A 17,368-nucleotide genomic window follows, 5' to 3' on the forward strand; every position below is an offset into this window, starting at 1 on the left:
AATGAAAAAATTCATGACAAAACTAAAAAAAGCTAAGGTTAAAGCTTTCACTTTGGTAGAAATGCTAGTCGTCCTTTTAATCATCAGTGTTCTTCTCTTGCTCTTTGTGCCCAATTTGACTAAGCAAAAGGATGCCGTAGATGATAAAGGAAAAGCTGCTGTTGTCAAGGTCGTAGAAAGCCAGGCAGAGCTCTATAGTCTGGACAAGAATGAAGATGCTAGCCTTAGCAAATTACAAGCGGACGGTCGTATCACAGCTGAGCAAGCCAAAGCTTATAAAGACTACCATGCAAAACAAAAAACCAGTCAAACTGTTGCAGATTAAGGCCTTTACTATGCTTGAAAGTCTCTTAGTTTTGGGACTTGTGAGTATCCTTGCTTTGGGCTTGTCCGGTTCTGTTCAGTCCAGTTTTGCGGCGGTAGAGGAGCAGATTTTCTTTATGGAGTTTGAAGAACTCTATCGGGAAACGCAAAAACACAGTGTTGCCAGTCAGCAAAAAACCAGTCTGAACTTAGATGGACAGACGATCAGCAATGGCAGTCAAAACTTGACCGTTCCAAAAGGGATTCAGGCACCATCTGGACAAAGCATTATATTTGACCGAGCTGGGGGCAATTCGTCCCTGGCTAAGGTTGAATTTCAGACTAGCAAAGGAGCGATTCGCTATCAATTATATCTAGGAAATGGAAAAATTAAACGCATTAAGGAAACAAAAAATTAGGGCAGTGATCTTACTAGAAGCAGTAGTAGCGCTAGCCATATTTGCCAGTATTGCAACCCTCCTCTTGGGGCAAATTCAGAAAAATAGACAAGAAGAGGCAGAAATCTTGCAAAAAGAAGAAGCCTTGCGTGTAGCTAAGATGGCTCTGCAAACAGGGCAAAATCAAGTAAACATAAACGGAGTTGAGATTCAGGTATTTGCTAGTGAAAAGGGATTGGAGGTCTACCATGGTTCAGAGAAGTTGCTCGACCTTAAAGAGCAGTAAGGTAAGAGCGTTCACTCTTTTAGAATCTCTGATTGCCCTTATCGTCGTTAGCGGAGGCTTACTCCTTTTTCAAGCTATGAGTCAGCTCCTCATTTCAGAAGTTCGTTACCAGCAGCAAAGCGAGCAAAAGGAGTGGCTCTTGTTTGTGGATCAACTGGAGGCAGAGTTAGAGCGTTCGCAGTTTGAAAAGGTGGAAGGCAATCGCCTCTACATGAAACAGGATGGTAAGGATATCTCTATAGGGAAGTCTAAATCGGATGATTTTCGAAAAACGGATACCAGCGGAAGGGGCTACCAACCTATGGTTTATGGACTCAAATCAGCACAGATTACAGAGGAAAACCAATTGGTTCGCTTTCGCTTCCAATTTCAAAAGGGCTTAGAAAGGGAGTTCATCTATCGTGTGGAAAAAGCAAAAAGTTAAGGCAGGCGTTCTTTTATATGCAGTCACCATGGCAGCTATCTTTAGTCTGTTGTTGCAGTTTTATTTGAATCGGCAAGTAGCTCATCACAAGGACTTTGCCTTAAATAAAGAAAAGTTGGTCGCTTTTGCCATGGCCAAGCGAAGTAAAGATAAGGCTGAGCAAGAAAGTGGGGAACGAGTCTTCAACTTAGGAAAAGTCAGGTATCAAAATACGAAAACAGGTTTTGCAACAAGTGTTCGTATGAGTAAGAGCAACTATGAATTTCTCTTACCTTCAAGGAAAATCAAAGAAGAGAAAACGGATAAAAAGGAAAAGGTAGTGACTGATTCAAGTCGAGAACCAAATCAGACAAAAACAGAAAATAAGGCAGATAAGAAAGACAATTCCTAGTCAATTCAACTACTTTGTGTTAAACTAAAAGCATGAAACACGATTTTAATCACAAAGCAGAAACCTTTGATTCGCCCAAAAATATCTTTCTTGCAAACTTGGTTTGTCAAGCAGTTGAAGCACAGATGGAACTTCTATCAGACAAAGAAATTCTGGATTTCGGTGGTGGGACGGGTCTGTTAGCCTTGCCCCTAGCCAAGCAGGCTAAGTCTGTCACTCTTGTAGACATTTCTGAGAAAATGCTGGAGCAAGCTCGTTTGAAAGCGGAGCAGCAAGACATCAAGAATATCCAGTTTTTGGAGCAGGATTTACTGGCAAATCCCTTGGAGCAGCAATTTGACATAATTGTTGTCAGTCGGGTTCTTCATCATATGCCTGATCTAGATGCGACTCTTGCCATGTTTCACCATCACCTTAGGGAGAATGGACAGGTTCTCATTGCTGATTTTGTCAAGACAGATACCAACCACCATGGTTTTGATTTAGCTGAACTGGAAACCAAACTCGACCAGTTTAGTTTTTCGAGCATTGACAGTCAGATTCTGTACAGTGCTGAAGGTCTTTTCCTAGAAAATTACGCAGAGCTCTTTTTAACTGTAGCCCAAAAATCACTCGCTGACTAAAGCAGTGATTTTTTCTCTTCAGATGGAAAAAAGGAGGGAAATTTGATAAGATAGGAATATGGATTTTGAAAAAATAGAACAAGCTTATACGTATTTACTAGAGAATGTCCAAGTCATCCAAAGTGATTTGGCGACCAACTTTTATGATGCCTTGGTAGAGCAAAATAGTATCTACCTAGATGGCGAGACCGAACTAGAGCAGGTCAAAGAGAACAATCAAGCCCTTAAACGCTTAGCGCTTCGCAAGGAAGAGTGGCTCAAGACCTACCAGTTTCTCTTGATGAAGGCAGGACAAACGGAGCCTTTACAGGCCAATCACCAGTTTACTCCAGATGCCATTGCCCTCCTCTTGGTACTTGTTGTGGAAGAATTGTTTGAACAAGAGGAAATTAGCATCCTCGAAATAGGTTCTGGTATGGGCATTTTGGGGGCTACTTTCTTGACTTCTCTCTCTAAAAAAGTAGATTACTTGGGAATCGAAGTGGATGACTTGCTGATTGATTTGGCAGCCAGTATGGCAGATGTGATTGGTTTACAGGCTGGTTTTGTTCAAGGCGACGCGGTTCGTCCGCAAATGCTTAAGGAAAGCGACGTGGTCATTAGCGACTTGCCTGTTGGCTATTACCCAGACGATGCCATCGCTTCGCGCTATCAAGTGGCTTCTAGTCAAGAGCATACCTATGCCCATCATTTGCTGATGGAGCAAGGGCTCAAGTACCTTAAGTCAGATGGCTATGCTATTTTTCTAGCTCCGAGTGATTTATTGACCAGTCCTCAAAGTGACTTATTAAAAGGGTGGCTCAAAGACGAAGTGAGTCTGGCTGCCATCATCGCTCTGCCAGAGGATATTTTCTCAACTGCAAGCCAAGCTAAAAGTATTTTTGTCTTACAGAAGAAAAGAGATAAAGAAATAGAACCCTTTGTTTACCCTCTTACTAGCTTGCAAGATCCGTCAGTTTTGTTGACCTTTAAAGAAAATTTTCAAAATTGGAGCAAAGGTACTGAAATATAAAAGAGATTTTGTTATAATAGATGAAAACGCTTAAAAAAGAGGTATCATCTTATGACAAAAACAATTGCAATCAATGCAGGAAGCTCAAGCTTGAAATGGCAACTTTATCAAATGCCTGAGGAAAAAGTTTTGGCTAAAGGCTTGATTGAACGTATTGGATTGAAAGACTCAATTTCAACAGTAAAATTTAACGGTCGTTCGGAGCAACAAATTCTTGATATTGAAGATCACACACAAGCCGTTAAAATTTTATTGGATGATTTGATTCGTTTTGACATCATCAAAGGGTACGATGAGATTACAGGTGTCGGACACCGCGTCGTTGCAGGTGGTGAATATTTCAAGGAATCAACAGTTGTTGAGGGAGATGTGATAGAAAAAGTTGAGGAGTTGGGACTCTTGGCTCCTCTTCACAATCCAGCTAACGCAGCTGGAATCCGCGCATTTAAGGAATTGCTTCCAGATATTACCAGTGTTGTCGTATTTGATACCTCATTCCACACAACCATGCCAGAGAAGGCTTATCGCTATCCTCTACCAACTAAATACTACACGGAAAACAAGGTTCGTAAATACGGTGCTCATGGTACAAGCCACCAGTTTGTCGCAGGAGAAGCAGCGAAACTTTTGGGTCGTCCTCTAGAAGATTTGAAATTGATTACCTGCCATATTGGTAACGGGGCTTCTATCACAGCTGTTAAGGGTGGGAAGTCTGTGGATACTTCTATGGGATTCACACCACTCGGCGGTGTGATGATGGGAACTCGTACAGGGGATATTGACCCTGCTATCATCCCTTATCTCATGCAATATACAGAGGATTTCAATACCCCAGAAGATATTAGTCGCGTTCTCAATCGTGAATCAGGGCTCATGGGAGTTTCTGGTCAGTCAAGCGATATGCGTGATGTGATTGCTGCCATGGAAGCAGGAGACCATGATGCAACTTTGGCTTATGAAATGTATGTCGATCGTATCCAAAAACATATCGGCCAATATCTTGCAGTCCTAAATGGAGCAGATGCGATTATCTTCACAGCAGGTATCGGTGAAAATGCTGCAAACGTACGTGAAGATGTCATCTCAGGTATCTCTTGGTTTGGTTGTGATGTGGATCCAGAAAAGAACGTCTTTGGTGTAACGGGAGATATCTCAACGGACGCAGCGAAAATTCGTGTCTTGGTTATTCCAACAGATGAAGAATTGGTGATTGCACGCGATGTTGAACGCTTGAAAAAATAAGTAAATGCACATAAAATTTGATTGTAGAAAGAAGTTGGGGAAGAGATTTTCCAGCTTTTTTTATGCAGAAAATGTCTAAAACCTTGCTGTTATTGGCTTTTTCAAAAAATATGGTATAATAGTAGTAATTTAATAGATGGAGTTGAGTTTTGAAGAAAAGCTTTCGTGTAAAAAGAGAGAAAGATTTTAAGGCGATTTTCAAGGACGGAACAAGTTTTGCCAATCGAAAATTTGTTGTCTACCAATTGGAAAACCAGCAAAACCATTTTCGAGTAGGACTGTCCGTCAGCAAAAAGCTGGGGAATGCAGTTACCAGAAATCAAATTAAGAGACGAATCCGACACATTCTACAAAGTGTAAAAGGGAGTTTAGTAGAGCATGTTGATTTTGTCGTGATTGCCCGAAAAGGGGTGGAAACCTTGGAATATGCAGAGATGGAGAAAAATCTACTCCACGTATTAAAGTTATCAAAGATTTACCAGGAAGGAAATGGGAGTGAAAAAGAAACTACAGTTGACTAGTTTGTTGGGCTTGTCCTTGGTTATCATGACGGCCTGTGCAACAAATAGTACAGCTAGCGATATAACAGCAGACTCGACAGATTTTTGGAGTAAATTCGTCTATTTTTTTGCTGAAATTATCCGCTTTTTGTCCTTTGACATTAGTATCGGAGTGGGGATTATCCTCTTCACAATCTTGATTCGGACGATTCTATTACCAGTCTTTCAGACACAGATGGTTGCCTCTAGAAAAATGCAAGAGGCTCAGCCACGCATCAAGGCTTTGCGAGAGCAATACCCGGGTCGTGATATGGAAAGTAGAACCAAGCTAGACCAGGAGATGCGTAAGGTTTATAAAGAGTTAGGAATCAAACATTCCTCCTCTCTCTGGCCGATTTTAATACAAATGCCGGTTCTCTTGGCGCTCTTTCAAGCCTTGAGTCGAGTAGACTTTTTGAAAACAGGTCACTTTTTATGGATTAATTTGGGAGGAGTAGATACAAGTTTTGTCCTTCCGATTTTGGCGGCAGTCTTTACCTTCTTGAGTAGCTGGTTATCGAATAAAGCTTTATCCGAAAAAAGTGGAGCTACGACAGGGATGATGTATGGTATGCCGGTACTGATCTTTATCTTTGCCATCTCTGCACCTAGTGGAGTTGCCTTGTACTGGGCTGTATCCAATGCTTACCAAGTTTTGCAAACCTATTTCTTGAACAATCCTTTCAAGATTATTGCTGAAAGAGAAGCAGTGGCGCAAGCAGAAAAAGATTTAGAAGGTAAGAAGAGAAAAGCCTTGAAAAAAGCACAGAAAAAGAAAAAATAAGGAGGAATCTTGTAATGGTACTATTTACAGGTTCAACGGTTGAAGAGGCAATCCAAAAAGGATTGAAAGAATTAGACATTCCAAGAATGAAGGCCCACATCAAGGTTGTTTCGAAAGAGAAAAAAGGGTTCTTAGGCTTGTTTGGTAAGAAGCCAGCTCAAGTTGATATCGAAGCGATTAGTGAAACGACAGTGATCAAAGCCAATCAGCAGGCTATTAAAGGGGTTCCAAAAGAAGTCAATGAAAAGAATGAACCAGTAAAGAGCGTCAGCGAAGCAACAGTTGATTTGGGGCATGTAGTGGAAGCCATCAAGAAGATTGAAGAAGAAGGTCAAGGTGTTTCTGAAGAGGTCAAGGCTGAAATCTTGAAAAATGAAAAACATGCCAGCACGATTTTGGAAGAAACAGGTCATATTTCAATTTTAAATGAACTGCAAGCAGAAGATGTTGCTGAGGAAGTTAAGTCTGCCCCAGAACAAGAAGCTGAAACGCAAGAAGTAGCGAGCCAATCGTTGGAAGATTTGGGCTTAAAAGTAGAGCCAAGTTATGATATCGAACAAGTGGCAACAGAAGTAGCGAGCTACGTTCAAACCATTGTGGATGATATGGATGTTGAAGGTACGATTTCAAGCGACTACAATCGTCGTACCATCAATCTTCAAATTGACACCAACGAACCAGGCCGTATTATCGGCTATCATGGAAAAGTCTTGAAGGCTCTTCAACTGTTAGCGCAAAATTACCTTTATAATCGCTATTCAAGAACCTTCTACATCACAATCAATGTCAATGATTACGTTGAACACCGTGCAGAAGTCTTGCAAACCTACGCTCAAAAATTGGCGACTCGCGTTTTAGAAGAAGGGCGTAGCCAACAAACAGATCCAATGTCAAATAGCGAACGCAAGATTATCCATCGCATTATTTCACGCATGGATGGCGTGACGAGTTACTCTGAGGGTGATGAGCCAAATCGCTATGTTGTCGTAGATGCAGAATAAGCAAAGTAAAATCAGGGTCATCCTGATTTTTTGCTAGGAAAGGAAAGATTCAGATATGCTGAAAGCAGTTAGAGAATACCTATCATTTGCAGGGGTCCAGTACTGTAATCCTGATAAAGCTGGTGATGAAAGAGAAAAGATGTTGACCTTGCGAAGAAAAGGTCAAGAGGCCCGAAAGGCTTTCACAGAATTGGTCAAAACCTTTCAAGCAAGTCATCCAGAATGGCAACTGCAACAGACTAGTCAGTGGATGAACCAAGCACAACGCTTGCGGCCGCATTTCTGGGCCTATCTACAGAGAGACGGACAAGTGACAGAACCTATGATGGCTCTTCGTTTGTATGGAACACCTGCTGATTATGGGATTTCTTTAGAGGTCAGTTTCATCGAGCGTAAGAAAGACGAACAGACCTTAGGCAAGCAAGCCAAGGTTTTAGAAATTCCAGTGGTAGAAGGAATTTATTATCTAGTCTACTCAAATGGGGAAAGTCATAAGATGGAGGCTACTGAGGAGAACCGTCGTACTTTATGCGAGAAGGTGAGAAGTCAGGAAGTCCGTAAAGTTTTGGTCAAGTCAGATGTTTCCCTTATTGAAAATCAGTCAGTAGAAGGGATATTGGAGAAGCTAGAAGACGTTTATACTCGCTTGCTTCCGTACTATGAAGTGACGAGGAAATAGAAAATCAAATGTGTTAGATGAACGCAAATTGTTTTATTGCTATTCTATGCATTTTTTCATATAATAGTAAAATAGGATGTGTGATTCATTAATCACCTCAAAGAGAAAGGAAATTCTATGTCAAATCTATCTGTTAATGCAATTCGTTTTCTAGGTATTGACGCCATCAACAAAGCAAACTCAGGTCACCCAGGGGTGGTTATGGGGGCTGCTCCTATGGCCTATAGCCTCTTCACAAAACAACTTCGTATCAATCCAGCCCAACCAAACTGGATCAACCGCGATCGCTTTATTCTTTCAGCAGGACACGGATCTATGCTTCTCTATGCCCTTCTTCACCTTTCTGGTTTTGAAGATGTTAGCATGGATGAAATCAAGAGTTTCCGCCAATGGGGTTCTAAAACACCTGGTCATCCAGAATTTGGCCATACAGCAGGGGTTGACGCTACAACTGGTCCTCTAGGTCAAGGGATTTCTACTGCTACTGGTTTTGCCCAAGCAGAACGTTTCCTTGCAGCGAAGTATAACCGCGAAGGCTTCAATATCTTTGACCACTATACTTATGTGATCTGTGGAGACGGAGATTTGATGGAAGGTGTCTCAAGTGAGGCGGCTTCATACGCAGGCTTACAAAAACTCGACAAGTTGGTGGTTCTTTATGATTCAAATGATATCAACTTGGATGGTGAGACAAAGGATTCCTTTACAGAAAGTGTTCGTGACCGTTACAATGCTTACGGTTGGCATACAGCCTTGGTTGAAGATGGAACAGACTTGGAAGCTATCCATGCGGCTATCGAAACAGCTAAAGCTTCAGGCAAACCATCTTTGATTGAAGTGAAGACTGTGATTGGATACGGTTCTCCAAACAAACAAGGAACTAATGCGGTACACGGTGCTCCTCTTGGAGCAGATGAAACTGCGGCTACTCGTCAAGCGCTTGGTTGGGACTATGAACCATTTGAAATTCCAGATCAAGTTTATGCTGATTTCAAGGAAAATGTTGCAGACCGTGGTGCATCAGCTTATCAAGCTTGGACTAAATTAGTCGCTGACTATAAAGAAGCGCATCCAGAACTGGCTGCAGAAGTAGAAGCCATTATCGACGGCCGTGATCCAGTTGAAGTGACTCCAGCAGACTTCCCAGCCTTAGAAAATGGCTTCTCTCAAGCAACTCGTAATTCAAGTCAAGATGCTTTGAACGTTGTAGCTGCTAAATTGCCAACTTTCCTAGGTGGATCAGCTGACCTCGCTCACTCAAACATGACTTATATCAAAACGGATGGACTTCAAGACGACGCTAATCGCTTGAACCGCAACATTCAGTTTGGTGTTCGTGAATTTGCAATGGGAACGATTTTGAACGGGATGGCTCTTCACGGTGGACTTCGTGTTTATGGTGGAACTTTCTTCGTCTTTTCTGACTATGTGAAGGCGGCTGTTCGTTTGTCAGCCTTGCAAGGACTTCCTGTGACTTATGTCTTTACCCACGATTCTATTGCAGTTGGTGAAGATGGTCCAACTCACGAACCAGTTGAACACTTAGCAGGTCTCCGTGCCATGCCAAATCTGAATGTTTTCCGCCCAGCAGATGCGCGTGAAACTCAAGCGGCTTGGTACCTTGCCGTGACAAGCGAAAAAACACCAACTGCCCTTGTCTTGACACGTCAAAATTTGACTGTCGAAGAGGGAACAGACTTTGACAAGGTTGCAAAAGGTGCCTATGTTGTCTATGAAAATGCGGCAGACTTTGATACAATCTTGATTGCGACAGGTTCAGAGGTCAATCTAGCTGTTGCAGCTGCCAAAGAATTGGCTGGCCAAGGCGCAAAAGTCCGTGTAGTCAGCATGCCATCTACAGATGTCTTTGATAAACAAGATGCAGCATACAAGGAAGAAATCCTTCCAAATGCAGTTCGCCGTCGTGTTGCAGTCGAAATGGGTGCAACTCAAAACTGGTACAAATATGTTGGTCTAGATGGTGCAGTTCTCGGTATTGATACTTTCGGAGCATCTGCCCCAGCACCAAAAGTATTAGCAGAGTACGGATTTACGGTAGAAAATCTAGTCAAAGTTGTTCAAAACTTGAAATAATCGTAGAAATCAGAGTGAAAACTCTGATTTTTTATAACCATAAAAACAAGGTACAACCTTGTAAAAGTAGCTGAAATTTGATATAGTAGTCCTATGTAAAAGACAAAGGAGAAAACAATGAATCCAAATATTACTTTTTTAATCATGCTTGTAGGTATGATGGCCTTGATGTTCTTTATGCAACGTTCTCAAAAGAAACAAGCTCAAAAGCGTATGGAAAGCTTGAACAAGCTTCAAAAGGGCTATGAAGTTATTACAATTGGCGGCCTTTACGGAACAGTGGATGAAGTAGACACTGAGAAGAGAACAATTGTACTTGATGTAGATGGCGTTTATTTGACTTTTGAATTGGCTGCTATCAAGACAGTGTTGCCACTCAAAGAGGCTGTGACACCAGAAGGAACAGTTGTTGACGAAGGCGGAGCAATCGAAGAATAAAACGGGACCTGTCACTCCCGTTTTTCTATGAAGTGAGAGGAAAAGGGATGAGAAAAATAGTATTTGTGTGCTTAGGAAATATCTGCCGTAGCCCCATGGCAGAGTTTGTGATGAAATCCATGACGAGCGATTACCAAGTCGAGAGCCGTGCCACGTCATCATGGGAACATGGCAATCCGATTCATAAGGGAACGCAGGGAATTTTCCAGCAGTATCAGATTCCTTATGACAAAGACAAAACATCACTCCAGATTCGTAGAGAAGACTTTGAATCGTTTGATTACATTATCGGTATGGATGCTTCAAACGTTTCAGATCTGCGTCAAATGTGTCCTCAGGAATTGCAGCATAAGATCTCCCCTTTTGCATCTGAAAGTGTCCCGGATCCTTGGTATACAGGAGATTTTGAGGAAACCTATGCTCGCATCACAAGTGGATGTCGAAGCTGGCTAGATCGATTAGAAAATGAGAGTGACAATGGAAAAGCTTAAACAAATCTATGAAAAGTATAGAGTTTACCTAACTCGCCCTAGGCTAGAGTTCATTGCAGTAGTCGTAATTGCACTCTGTGCCCTTTCAGTATTTCTACTAAATACACCTAAAAAGGGTGCCCTGACACTTGATGGCGGAACTCTTGTTTATGATGGCACCTTGGTACGAGGGAAAATGAATGGCCAAGGAACTCTGACCTTTGAAAATGGGGACCAATATACAGGTGATTTCAATAATGGAGCCTTTAATGGAAAAGGGACTTTCCAATCAAAAGATGGCTGGAAATACGAAGGTGATTTTGTAAATGGCCAGGCTGAAGGTCAAGGAAAGTTGACGACAGAGCAAGAAGTTGTCTATGAAGGAACCTTTAAACAAGGCGTTTTCCAACAAAAACAGTAGTCTCCAGATGAGGAGGCTATTTTTAAAAGTAAGGAAGAAAGCGCTTTCTGCACTTGGATTCGATAACTAACTATCAACTAGAAAAACTTTGTGAAATAAAAAAATTTTCTCCATAATTTCACAATCATCCAAGCAAAACTCTATTGCATAGCTATATTGAGAAAAAAATCACAAACTTAGAAAAATTCTTTGTGAAATACTTATGAAACTGTTTACAAAGCATAAAAAAAGAGTTATAATAAACTTGTGAAAAAATTAACAAAGGATAACATCCTTAAAGGCTATGGAGGATAATATGGCTGATAAAAAAACAGTAACACCAGAGGAAAAACAACTTGCTGCTGAAAAGCATGTCGATGGTCTCGTGAAAAAAGCCTTGGTTGCGCTTGATGAAATGCGCAAGTTGAACCAAGAGCAAGTTGACTACATCGTAGCAAAAGCGTCTGTTGCAGCACTTGACGCGCACGGTATCCTTGCACAGCATGCAGTTGAAGAAACTGGTCGTGGCGTATTTGAAGATAAGGCGACAAAAAATCTATTTGCCTGTGAACACGTAGTGAACAATATGCGTGGAGTTAAAACAGCTGGAGTTATCGAAGATGATCCAATTACAGGTTTGACGAAGATTGCGGAGCCGGTCGGAGTTATTTGTGGTATCACTCCAACAACAAACCCAACTTCAACAGCGATTTTCAAATCATTGATTGCTTTGAAGACACGTAACCCAATTGTTTTCGCCTTCCACCCATCAGCTCAAGAATCTTCTGCTCATGCTGCACAAATCGTTCGTGATGCAGCCATCGCAGCCGGTGCACCTGAAAACTGTGTTCAATGGATTACAGAGCCATCTATGGAAGCAACTGGGGCACTTATGAACCACGAAGGTGTTGCGACTATCCTCGCAACTGGTGGGAATGCTATGGTTAAAGCTGCATACTCATGTGGAAAACCAGCTCTTGGGGTAGGTGCCGGAAACGTTCCTGCCTATGTAGAAAAATCTGCTGACCTTCGTCAAGCTGCTCATGACATCGTTATGTCTAAATCATTTGATAATGGGATGGTCTGTGCATCAGAACAAGCGGTTATCATTGATAAAGAAGTGTATGACGAATTTGTAGAAGAATTCAAATCATACCATACTTACTTTGTCAACAAGAAAGAAAAAGCGCTTTTGGAAGAATTCTGTTTTGGTGCAAAAGCTAACAGCAAGAACTGCGCTGGTGCAAAATTGAACCCAAATATTGTTGGTAAACCAGCAGCATGGATTGCTGAGCAAGCAGGATTCAAAGTACCAGAAGGTACAAATATCTTGGCTGCTGAATGTGCAGAAGTTGGAATTAAAGAACCATTGACTCGTGAAAAATTATCACCTGTTATTGCAGTTTTGAAAGCTGAAGATACTGAAGATGGACTTAAAAAAGCTCGTCAAATGGTTGAATTTAATGGTCTAGGACACTCAGCTGCTATCCATACAAAAGACGAAGCTCTTGCAAAACGTTTCGGTACGGAAATAAAGGCAATGCGTATTATCTGGAACTCTCCATCTACCTTTGGTGGTATCGGTGATGTATACAACGCCTTCATTCCATCATTAACACTTGGATGTGGTTCATATGGACACAACTCAGTTGGTGATAACGTATCCGCTATCAACCTTCTTAACATCAAGAAAGTAGGAAAACGTAGAAATAATATGCAATGGTTTAAAGTTCCTTCAAAAATCTACTTCGAACGTAACTCAATCCAATACCTTCAAACTTGCGAAGGTATCGAACGTGTCATGATTGTTACCGATAAATCAATTGAAAAACTTGGTTTTGTACAACGTGTGATTGACCAATTGAATCTTCGTAAAAACAAAGTCACGATTCAAGTCTTCTCAGATGTTGAACCAGATCCAGATATCACAACAGTTCGTCGTGGTGTTGAAGTAATGCGTTCGTTTGAACCAGACACTATCATTGCCCTTGGTGGTGGTTCACCAATGGATGCAGCTAAAGGTATGTGGATGTTCTATGAACAGCCAGACGTTGACTTCGGTGACCTCGTTCAAAAATTCATGGATATCCGCAAACGTGCCTTCAAATTCCCATCACTTGGTAAGAAAGCACAATATATCGGTATTCCAACAACATCTGGTACAGGTTCAGAAGTAACACCGTTTGCAGTTATCTCTGACAAGGCAAACAACCGGAAATACCCAATCACTGACTACGCTTTGACACCAACCATTGCAATTGTTGACCCTGCTTTGGTAGAATCTGTTCCAGCATTTATTGCTGCTGACACAGGTATGGATGTCTTGACACACGCAACTGAAGCTTATACTTCTAACTTTGCCAATGACTATACAGATGGTATTGCTCTTCAAACCATCAAGTTAGTCTTCAAATACTTGGAAAAATCTGTAAAAACAGCTGACCCAGAAGCCCGTGAAAAGATGCATAATGCCTCTACAATGGCTGGTATGGCCTTTGCAAATGCCTTCCTTGGAATGAGTCACTCAATGGCGCATAAGATTGGTGCTGTTCACCACACCATTCACGGACGTACAAATGCTATTTTACTTCCTTATGTTATCCGTTATAATGGAACTCGTCCATCTAAAACTACAACATGGCCTAAGTACAATTACTGGAAAGCTGATGAAAAATTCCAAGATATCGCTCGTATGCTAGGTCTTCCTTGCTCAACACCAGAAGAAGCGGTTGAAGCTTATGCCAAAGCAGTTTACGATCTTGGTGAAGCAGTTGGAATCACAATGAACTTCAAAGGCTTTGGAATTGATGAAAAAGCTTGGAAAGACAGCTTGCATGAAATTGCCTTACTTGCTTACGAAGACCAATGTTCACCTGCAAACCCACGCTTGCCAATGGTAGCTGACATGGAAGAAATCATGGCAGATGCTTACTATGGTTATGCAGAACGACCAGGACGTCGCAAATAATTGTTTATCAGCCTAGAGGCAGGAGTTATCCTGTCTCTTTTTTTGTACATTTTCTTGAAAAATGTTATAATAAGCGCATATAGTTATTTGAATATCAAAGTTTTTGAAAAGATTCGAGAGGTAAATGAGAGAAGTGAATGATTTAGGGGAAAAGGTAAGACTCCTTAGAGAGGAGAAGGGTCTTAGTCGTCCAGTTTTTTGTGGGGATGAGTCAGAGTTGTCCGTTCGTCAGTTGGTGCGCATTGAAAAGGGAGAGTTTCGTCCTACGATAAAAACACTGGAATATATTGCGGATAGGCTAGGTATTCCATCGTATGTCTTGATGCCAGACTACAAGGAATTGCCCAAACGTTACCAAGAATTAAAGTACTTTCTTCTTCATCATCCTGACTATGGAGACAAAGAGTTGCAGGAACGAAAGGAAAAATATTTTGACGAGATTTTTGAATGTTTTTATGATGATTTGCCACGTGATGAGAAAGTGATAGTGGATTGTCTTCAAGCTATAGATGAGGTGAGGGCGACTAGTAATTCCTTATACGGAAGTAGTGTGATTGAGGACAGTCTTCAAGACTTACTATCCAGAGATGTATACAGGGCTGAGGAATTGTTGAAATTGAGACTGTATTTCAACTGTCAGTTAATGGATGGTTTAAACGAGGGTGAGATAAAAAAGTCTGAGCATGAAACCATTCTTTGTTTTCATGACAAATTAAGTTCTCAGGTTGATAAGATAGAGTTCGATTGTTTGGACTTGCTTAGAGATTCCTTGTTAGCTTCTTTAGCTTGTATAGAAATTATGGGGCTGTTTCATTATTTTAAGAGAGCAGTTGAGACCTTAAATAAAATAGGACAGAAAACACGAGATTTTCAAAAACAACCAATTGTCTTGATGGTGGAGTGGAAATATTATATTCAGATGGATTATGAAACAGCCAAACAAAAGTATGAAGAAGCAAAAATGATGGCAAGGATGTTTGGTAATGAGCAGTTACTAATTAGTTTAGACAATGAATGGGCTGAGGACCTAAAAAGATATTGTTAAAGGGTTTATAGGAGTGACATTTCTGTCATTGGAGGAATGTCGCTTTTTTGTTACAATGAATTCGAAAAAAGAAGGAATTTTTTTTTGAATCTGATTCTGTTAGATTAATTTATATTAGCATTGTTTATTGTAGTTTGTAACGGTTCACGATATCACAAGTGATTAAAGGAGATTGTAATGTCCATTTTATCCATTAAAAATATTTCAAAATTTTACGTCTTGGATGGGAATAATAAAGAGCAGGCTCTAAGGAATATTAACCTACAGATTGCTGAAGGGAAAATCACTGCGATTTATGGTCCGTCAGGATGTGGAAAAACCAGTCTATTAAATATTATCAGCGGTTTAGATAGGGAGTACGAGGGAATTTTAGACTTTAAAGGAGAGTCTCTCAAGGAATTGTCAGAGGTTGAATTGACGCAATTTCGCAAAGACAACATTGGGTTTGTCTTTCAAAACTTCAATCTCATCCCCCATCAATCTGTTTTGGATAATGTTAAGTTGCCTCTCTATGTCAAAGATTTATCGGATAAAGAAATGACAAGAATAGCCCAAGAACAACTTCATAATTTAGGGATGGAGCCTTTTATGGCTAAGAATGTTAAACAGCTCTCTGGTGGACAAAAACAACGTGTAGCCATTGCGCGTGCTATGGTAAACCAACCAGATATGATTGTAGCTGATGAACCAACTGGATCGCTCGATTCTCAATCTCAAGAGATGGTTTTAGAAGTGTTCAAAAATTTGGCCCAAGCTGGGAAAACAGTACTGATTGTTACTCATAACCCAGAGGTTACTGAATATGCAGATGTGATTATCAAAATGAAGGATGGTGAAGTCGTTGAAGAAGTCAAAAAATAAAGGATTGTCCTTTAAAAACAAATTCAAACTTTCTTTAGGTAACTTTTTGGAAAGAAAGTGGCGTAACTTGCTGATTGCAGTAGCAACCTCGATTGGTTTTGTAGGTGTATTGGTTTCGTTTGGGCTAGGAAATGCCTTGATTTCGATGATTGATGAAAATACCAACGGGGGGAAGCTCCCTTCCCAAGTTCAGATTGCGCTGAATTCTAGTGTTGCTGGCAGAGGTTTTTTGAACCAAGATGATAAGAACTATATCGTGGATACGATTGGGAAAGAAAATATTAAATATCTAGAAAGTCCTTTTAGCATGACCATGTCAAAGATTAGCATAGACGGACACGAAGTAGAATTTAGCCAATCTATGCCTTCTTATGCTCAAGTCGTGAGTTTGTATGAAGATACAAGTATTTCTGTTAGTAGCAATGAAAAAGAAAAAGTGTTAGCAGGCACTCTTTATACGGATGTTAACGAGCAGGGATTGACGATTCCGATGAGTTTGCTCAAAAATTGGAATGAACAAACAGGGGAAAATCTGACAGCTAGTGATGTTATTGGCAAGCCAGTTTCAGCAACCATTGTAGAAAATGCTGCTGAAGGTAGCAAGTTGGCAGGTTTTCAAACTCATATTGTGCGTGTCATCAATGACGAAGATGATGCAGAGGATAGCAATAGTTTCATGGCTTCCAACCAGATGGAAACTATTTTAAAAGAAGCTGAATTTACAAAGGCTGTATCCTATTTTATTCTGGAACTTAAAGATCCTTCTCGTACGAAAACAGTAATAGAAGAATTGCAGAAAAATAAGAAGTATACAGTTCTTTCTCAACAGGCCGTTCTTGATATTGTGATTACCTTTATTCGTGTCATTCAGGGATTACTGATTGTGCTTTCTTCACAAGCGATTGTGGTGGCAGCAGTTATGATAGGGATCATTATTTACATCAATATCATGCAACGTTCTAAGGAAATTGGTGTCATGAAGGCGGTTGGCTATCAAAATAGAGATGTGAAAGGAATCTTTATCTACGAAGCTCTTTGGATTGTAGGGATCGCCTTGCTAATAGCCTTTATCATTGCACAAGGACTAGGAAGCCTAGCGAATATTATTGTCCACCATTTCTATCCGTCTATCTCTAAAGTTTTTGAATTAAATCTTCTCTCCGTTTCAGGAACTCTTATTTTTGCTTTGTTTCTTGGCTATATTTCAGCCTACTTCCCAGCACGTAAGATTAGTAAAATGGATCCAGTGGAATCCTTACGCTATGAGTAGGGAAAGAAGTTTATCAAAAAGAAACTGACAGAGAAAATCGACGCCCATACTTGCAATTAAACTCAAATAGTTATATAATAGGTGTGTTGAAAGGTGATTTGTAGTGATTCAAGTTACTCTTTTCACAATAAAATTTTCAT

General features: G+C 40.7%; 20 protein-coding genes. All 20 read left to right on the forward strand.

Going from position 1 to position 17,368, the window contains the following annotated elements:
• Window position 1: 1 nt before the first annotated feature.
• The 20 genes from comGC to KZX55_RS08795 all read left to right on the forward strand — a co-directional run bounded on the left by comGC (window position 2) and on the right by KZX55_RS08795 (window position 17,228).
• On the forward strand, window positions 2-325 hold the full coding sequence (gene comGC / locus KZX55_RS08700) for a competence type IV pilus major pilin ComGC (RefSeq protein WP_220107351.1): 324 nt from the start codon (window positions 2-4) through the stop codon (window positions 323-325).
• Window positions 288-722 carry a competence type IV pilus minor pilin ComGD gene (gene comGD, locus KZX55_RS08705; protein WP_220107350.1) on the forward strand — a complete coding sequence of 145 codons (435 nt, stop codon included), beginning with the start codon at window positions 288-290 and terminating at the stop codon, window positions 720-722. The genes comGC and comGD overlap by 38 nt, the downstream gene beginning before the upstream one ends.
• Window positions 685-987, forward strand: coding sequence for a competence type IV pilus minor pilin ComGE (gene comGE / locus KZX55_RS08710; RefSeq protein WP_162281830.1), 303 nt, complete (start codon window positions 685-687; stop codon window positions 985-987). Before comGD ends, comGE begins: the two co-directional genes overlap by 38 nt.
• The gene (gene comGF, locus KZX55_RS08715; protein WP_084851067.1) at window positions 950-1,411 is read left to right on the forward strand and encodes a competence type IV pilus minor pilin ComGF; all 462 of its coding nucleotides are present in this window, start codon (window positions 950-952) and stop codon (window positions 1,409-1,411) included. Before comGE ends, comGF begins: the two co-directional genes overlap by 38 nt.
• Window positions 1,389-1,802 carry a competence type IV pilus minor pilin ComGG gene (gene comGG / locus KZX55_RS08720; RefSeq protein ID WP_084851070.1) on the forward strand — a complete coding sequence of 138 codons (414 nt, stop codon included), beginning with the start codon at window positions 1,389-1,391 and terminating at the stop codon, window positions 1,800-1,802. The genes comGF and comGG overlap by 23 nt, the downstream gene beginning before the upstream one ends.
• A 32-nt stretch (window positions 1,803-1,834) precedes the next feature.
• The gene (locus tag KZX55_RS08725) at window positions 1,835-2,425 is read left to right on the forward strand and encodes a class I SAM-dependent methyltransferase (RefSeq protein ID WP_142357253.1); all 591 of its coding nucleotides are present in this window, start codon (window positions 1,835-1,837) and stop codon (window positions 2,423-2,425) included.
• Between the two features lie 58 nt (window positions 2,426-2,483).
• Window positions 2,484-3,437, forward strand: coding sequence for a class I SAM-dependent methyltransferase (locus KZX55_RS08730; RefSeq protein ID WP_049519113.1), 954 nt, complete (start codon window positions 2,484-2,486; stop codon window positions 3,435-3,437).
• Between the two features lie 51 nt (window positions 3,438-3,488).
• Window positions 3,489-4,679 (forward strand): acetate kinase, encoded by a 1,191-nt coding sequence (locus KZX55_RS08735; RefSeq protein ID WP_000167797.1) that lies wholly within the window; start codon window positions 3,489-3,491, stop codon window positions 4,677-4,679.
• Window positions 4,680-4,828: 149 nt separating this feature from the next.
• On the forward strand, window positions 4,829-5,200 hold the full coding sequence (gene rnpA / locus KZX55_RS08740) for a ribonuclease P protein component (protein ID WP_000748120.1): 372 nt from the start codon (window positions 4,829-4,831) through the stop codon (window positions 5,198-5,200).
• Window positions 5,175-6,002, forward strand: a complete 828-nt coding sequence (locus KZX55_RS08745) for a membrane protein insertase YidC (protein WP_162838150.1) — start codon at window positions 5,175-5,177, stop codon at window positions 6,000-6,002. Before rnpA ends, KZX55_RS08745 begins: the two co-directional genes overlap by 26 nt.
• 14 nt (window positions 6,003-6,016) lie before the next feature.
• Window positions 6,017-7,003, forward strand: coding sequence for an RNA-binding cell elongation regulator Jag/EloR (jag, locus tag KZX55_RS08750; RefSeq protein WP_057488754.1), 987 nt, complete (start codon window positions 6,017-6,019; stop codon window positions 7,001-7,003).
• A 55-nt stretch (window positions 7,004-7,058) separates the two neighbouring features.
• Window positions 7,059-7,682, forward strand: coding sequence for a hypothetical protein (locus KZX55_RS08755; RefSeq protein ID WP_057488753.1), 624 nt, complete (start codon window positions 7,059-7,061; stop codon window positions 7,680-7,682).
• A gap of 117 nt (window positions 7,683-7,799) precedes the next feature.
• The gene (gene tkt / locus KZX55_RS08760) at window positions 7,800-9,776 is read left to right on the forward strand and encodes a transketolase (protein WP_248026813.1); all 1,977 of its coding nucleotides are present in this window, start codon (window positions 7,800-7,802) and stop codon (window positions 9,774-9,776) included.
• A 117-nt stretch (window positions 9,777-9,893) separates the two neighbouring features.
• A complete protein-coding gene (gene yajC / locus KZX55_RS08765; protein WP_001069055.1) occupies window positions 9,894-10,214 on the forward strand; it encodes a preprotein translocase subunit YajC in 321 nt (106 codons plus the stop codon).
• Window positions 10,215-10,261: 47 nt separating this feature from the next.
• Window positions 10,262-10,705 (forward strand): low molecular weight protein-tyrosine-phosphatase, encoded by a 444-nt coding sequence (locus KZX55_RS08770; RefSeq protein WP_033585155.1) that lies wholly within the window; start codon window positions 10,262-10,264, stop codon window positions 10,703-10,705.
• A complete protein-coding gene (locus KZX55_RS08775) occupies window positions 10,692-11,105 on the forward strand; it encodes an MORN repeat-containing protein (protein ID WP_167266664.1) in 414 nt (137 codons plus the stop codon). Before KZX55_RS08770 ends, KZX55_RS08775 begins: the two co-directional genes overlap by 14 nt.
• A 295-nt stretch (window positions 11,106-11,400) precedes the next feature.
• A complete protein-coding gene (gene adhE / locus KZX55_RS08780) occupies window positions 11,401-14,052 on the forward strand; it encodes a bifunctional acetaldehyde-CoA/alcohol dehydrogenase (RefSeq protein WP_167266667.1) in 2,652 nt (883 codons plus the stop codon).
• A gap of 124 nt (window positions 14,053-14,176) precedes the next feature.
• Complete coding sequence (locus tag KZX55_RS08785; RefSeq protein ID WP_057488748.1) at window positions 14,177-15,097, forward strand: helix-turn-helix domain-containing protein; 921 nt, start codon at window positions 14,177-14,179, stop codon at window positions 15,095-15,097.
• Between the two features lie 177 nt (window positions 15,098-15,274).
• Entirely contained in the window at window positions 15,275-15,958 is a 684-nt protein-coding gene (locus tag KZX55_RS08790) for an ABC transporter ATP-binding protein (protein WP_248026815.1), read from the forward strand.
• Entirely contained in the window at window positions 15,927-17,228 is a 1,302-nt protein-coding gene (locus KZX55_RS08795; protein ID WP_248026817.1) for an ABC transporter permease, read from the forward strand. Before KZX55_RS08790 ends, KZX55_RS08795 begins: the two co-directional genes overlap by 32 nt.
• Window positions 17,229-17,368 lie beyond the last annotated feature (140 nt).

The sequence above is a fragment of the Streptococcus halitosis genome (genome assembly GCF_023147855.1).
In the GTDB taxonomy this organism is placed as follows: Bacteria; Bacillota; Bacilli; order Lactobacillales; family Streptococcaceae; genus Streptococcus; species Streptococcus halitosis_B.

Excerpts from the sequence above, each read along its gene's own strand:
- comGC (WP_220107351.1), top strand. The coding sequence starts at position 2 with ATGAAAAAATTCATGACAAAACTAAAAAAAGCTAAGGTTAAAGCTTTC.
- comGD (WP_220107350.1), top strand. The coding sequence starts at position 288 with ATGCAAAACAAAAAACCAGTCAAACTGTTGCAGATTAAGGCCTTTACT.
- comGE (WP_162281830.1), top strand. The coding sequence starts at position 685 with ATGGAAAAATTAAACGCATTAAGGAAACAAAAAATTAGGGCAGTGATC.
- comGF (WP_084851067.1), top strand. The coding sequence starts at position 950 with ATGGTTCAGAGAAGTTGCTCGACCTTAAAGAGCAGTAAGGTAAGAGCG.
- KZX55_RS08725 (WP_142357253.1), top strand. The coding sequence starts at position 1,835 with ATGAAACACGATTTTAATCACAAAGCAGAAACCTTTGATTCGCCCAAA.
- KZX55_RS08730 (WP_049519113.1), top strand. The coding sequence starts at position 2,484 with ATGGATTTTGAAAAAATAGAACAAGCTTATACGTATTTACTAGAGAAT.
- KZX55_RS08735 (WP_000167797.1), top strand. The coding sequence starts at position 3,489 with ATGACAAAAACAATTGCAATCAATGCAGGAAGCTCAAGCTTGAAATGG.
- jag (WP_057488754.1), top strand. The coding sequence starts at position 6,017 with ATGGTACTATTTACAGGTTCAACGGTTGAAGAGGCAATCCAAAAAGGA.
- KZX55_RS08755 (WP_057488753.1), top strand. The coding sequence starts at position 7,059 with ATGCTGAAAGCAGTTAGAGAATACCTATCATTTGCAGGGGTCCAGTAC.
- tkt (WP_248026813.1), top strand. The coding sequence starts at position 7,800 with ATGTCAAATCTATCTGTTAATGCAATTCGTTTTCTAGGTATTGACGCC.
- yajC (WP_001069055.1), top strand. The coding sequence starts at position 9,894 with ATGAATCCAAATATTACTTTTTTAATCATGCTTGTAGGTATGATGGCC.
- KZX55_RS08770 (WP_033585155.1), top strand. The coding sequence starts at position 10,262 with ATGAGAAAAATAGTATTTGTGTGCTTAGGAAATATCTGCCGTAGCCCC.
- KZX55_RS08775 (WP_167266664.1), top strand. The coding sequence starts at position 10,692 with ATGGAAAAGCTTAAACAAATCTATGAAAAGTATAGAGTTTACCTAACT.
- adhE (WP_167266667.1), top strand. The coding sequence starts at position 11,401 with ATGGCTGATAAAAAAACAGTAACACCAGAGGAAAAACAACTTGCTGCT.
- KZX55_RS08785 (WP_057488748.1), top strand. The coding sequence starts at position 14,177 with ATGAGAGAAGTGAATGATTTAGGGGAAAAGGTAAGACTCCTTAGAGAG.
- KZX55_RS08790 (WP_248026815.1), top strand. The coding sequence starts at position 15,275 with ATGTCCATTTTATCCATTAAAAATATTTCAAAATTTTACGTCTTGGAT.
- KZX55_RS08795 (WP_248026817.1), top strand. The coding sequence starts at position 15,927 with ATGGTGAAGTCGTTGAAGAAGTCAAAAAATAAAGGATTGTCCTTTAAA.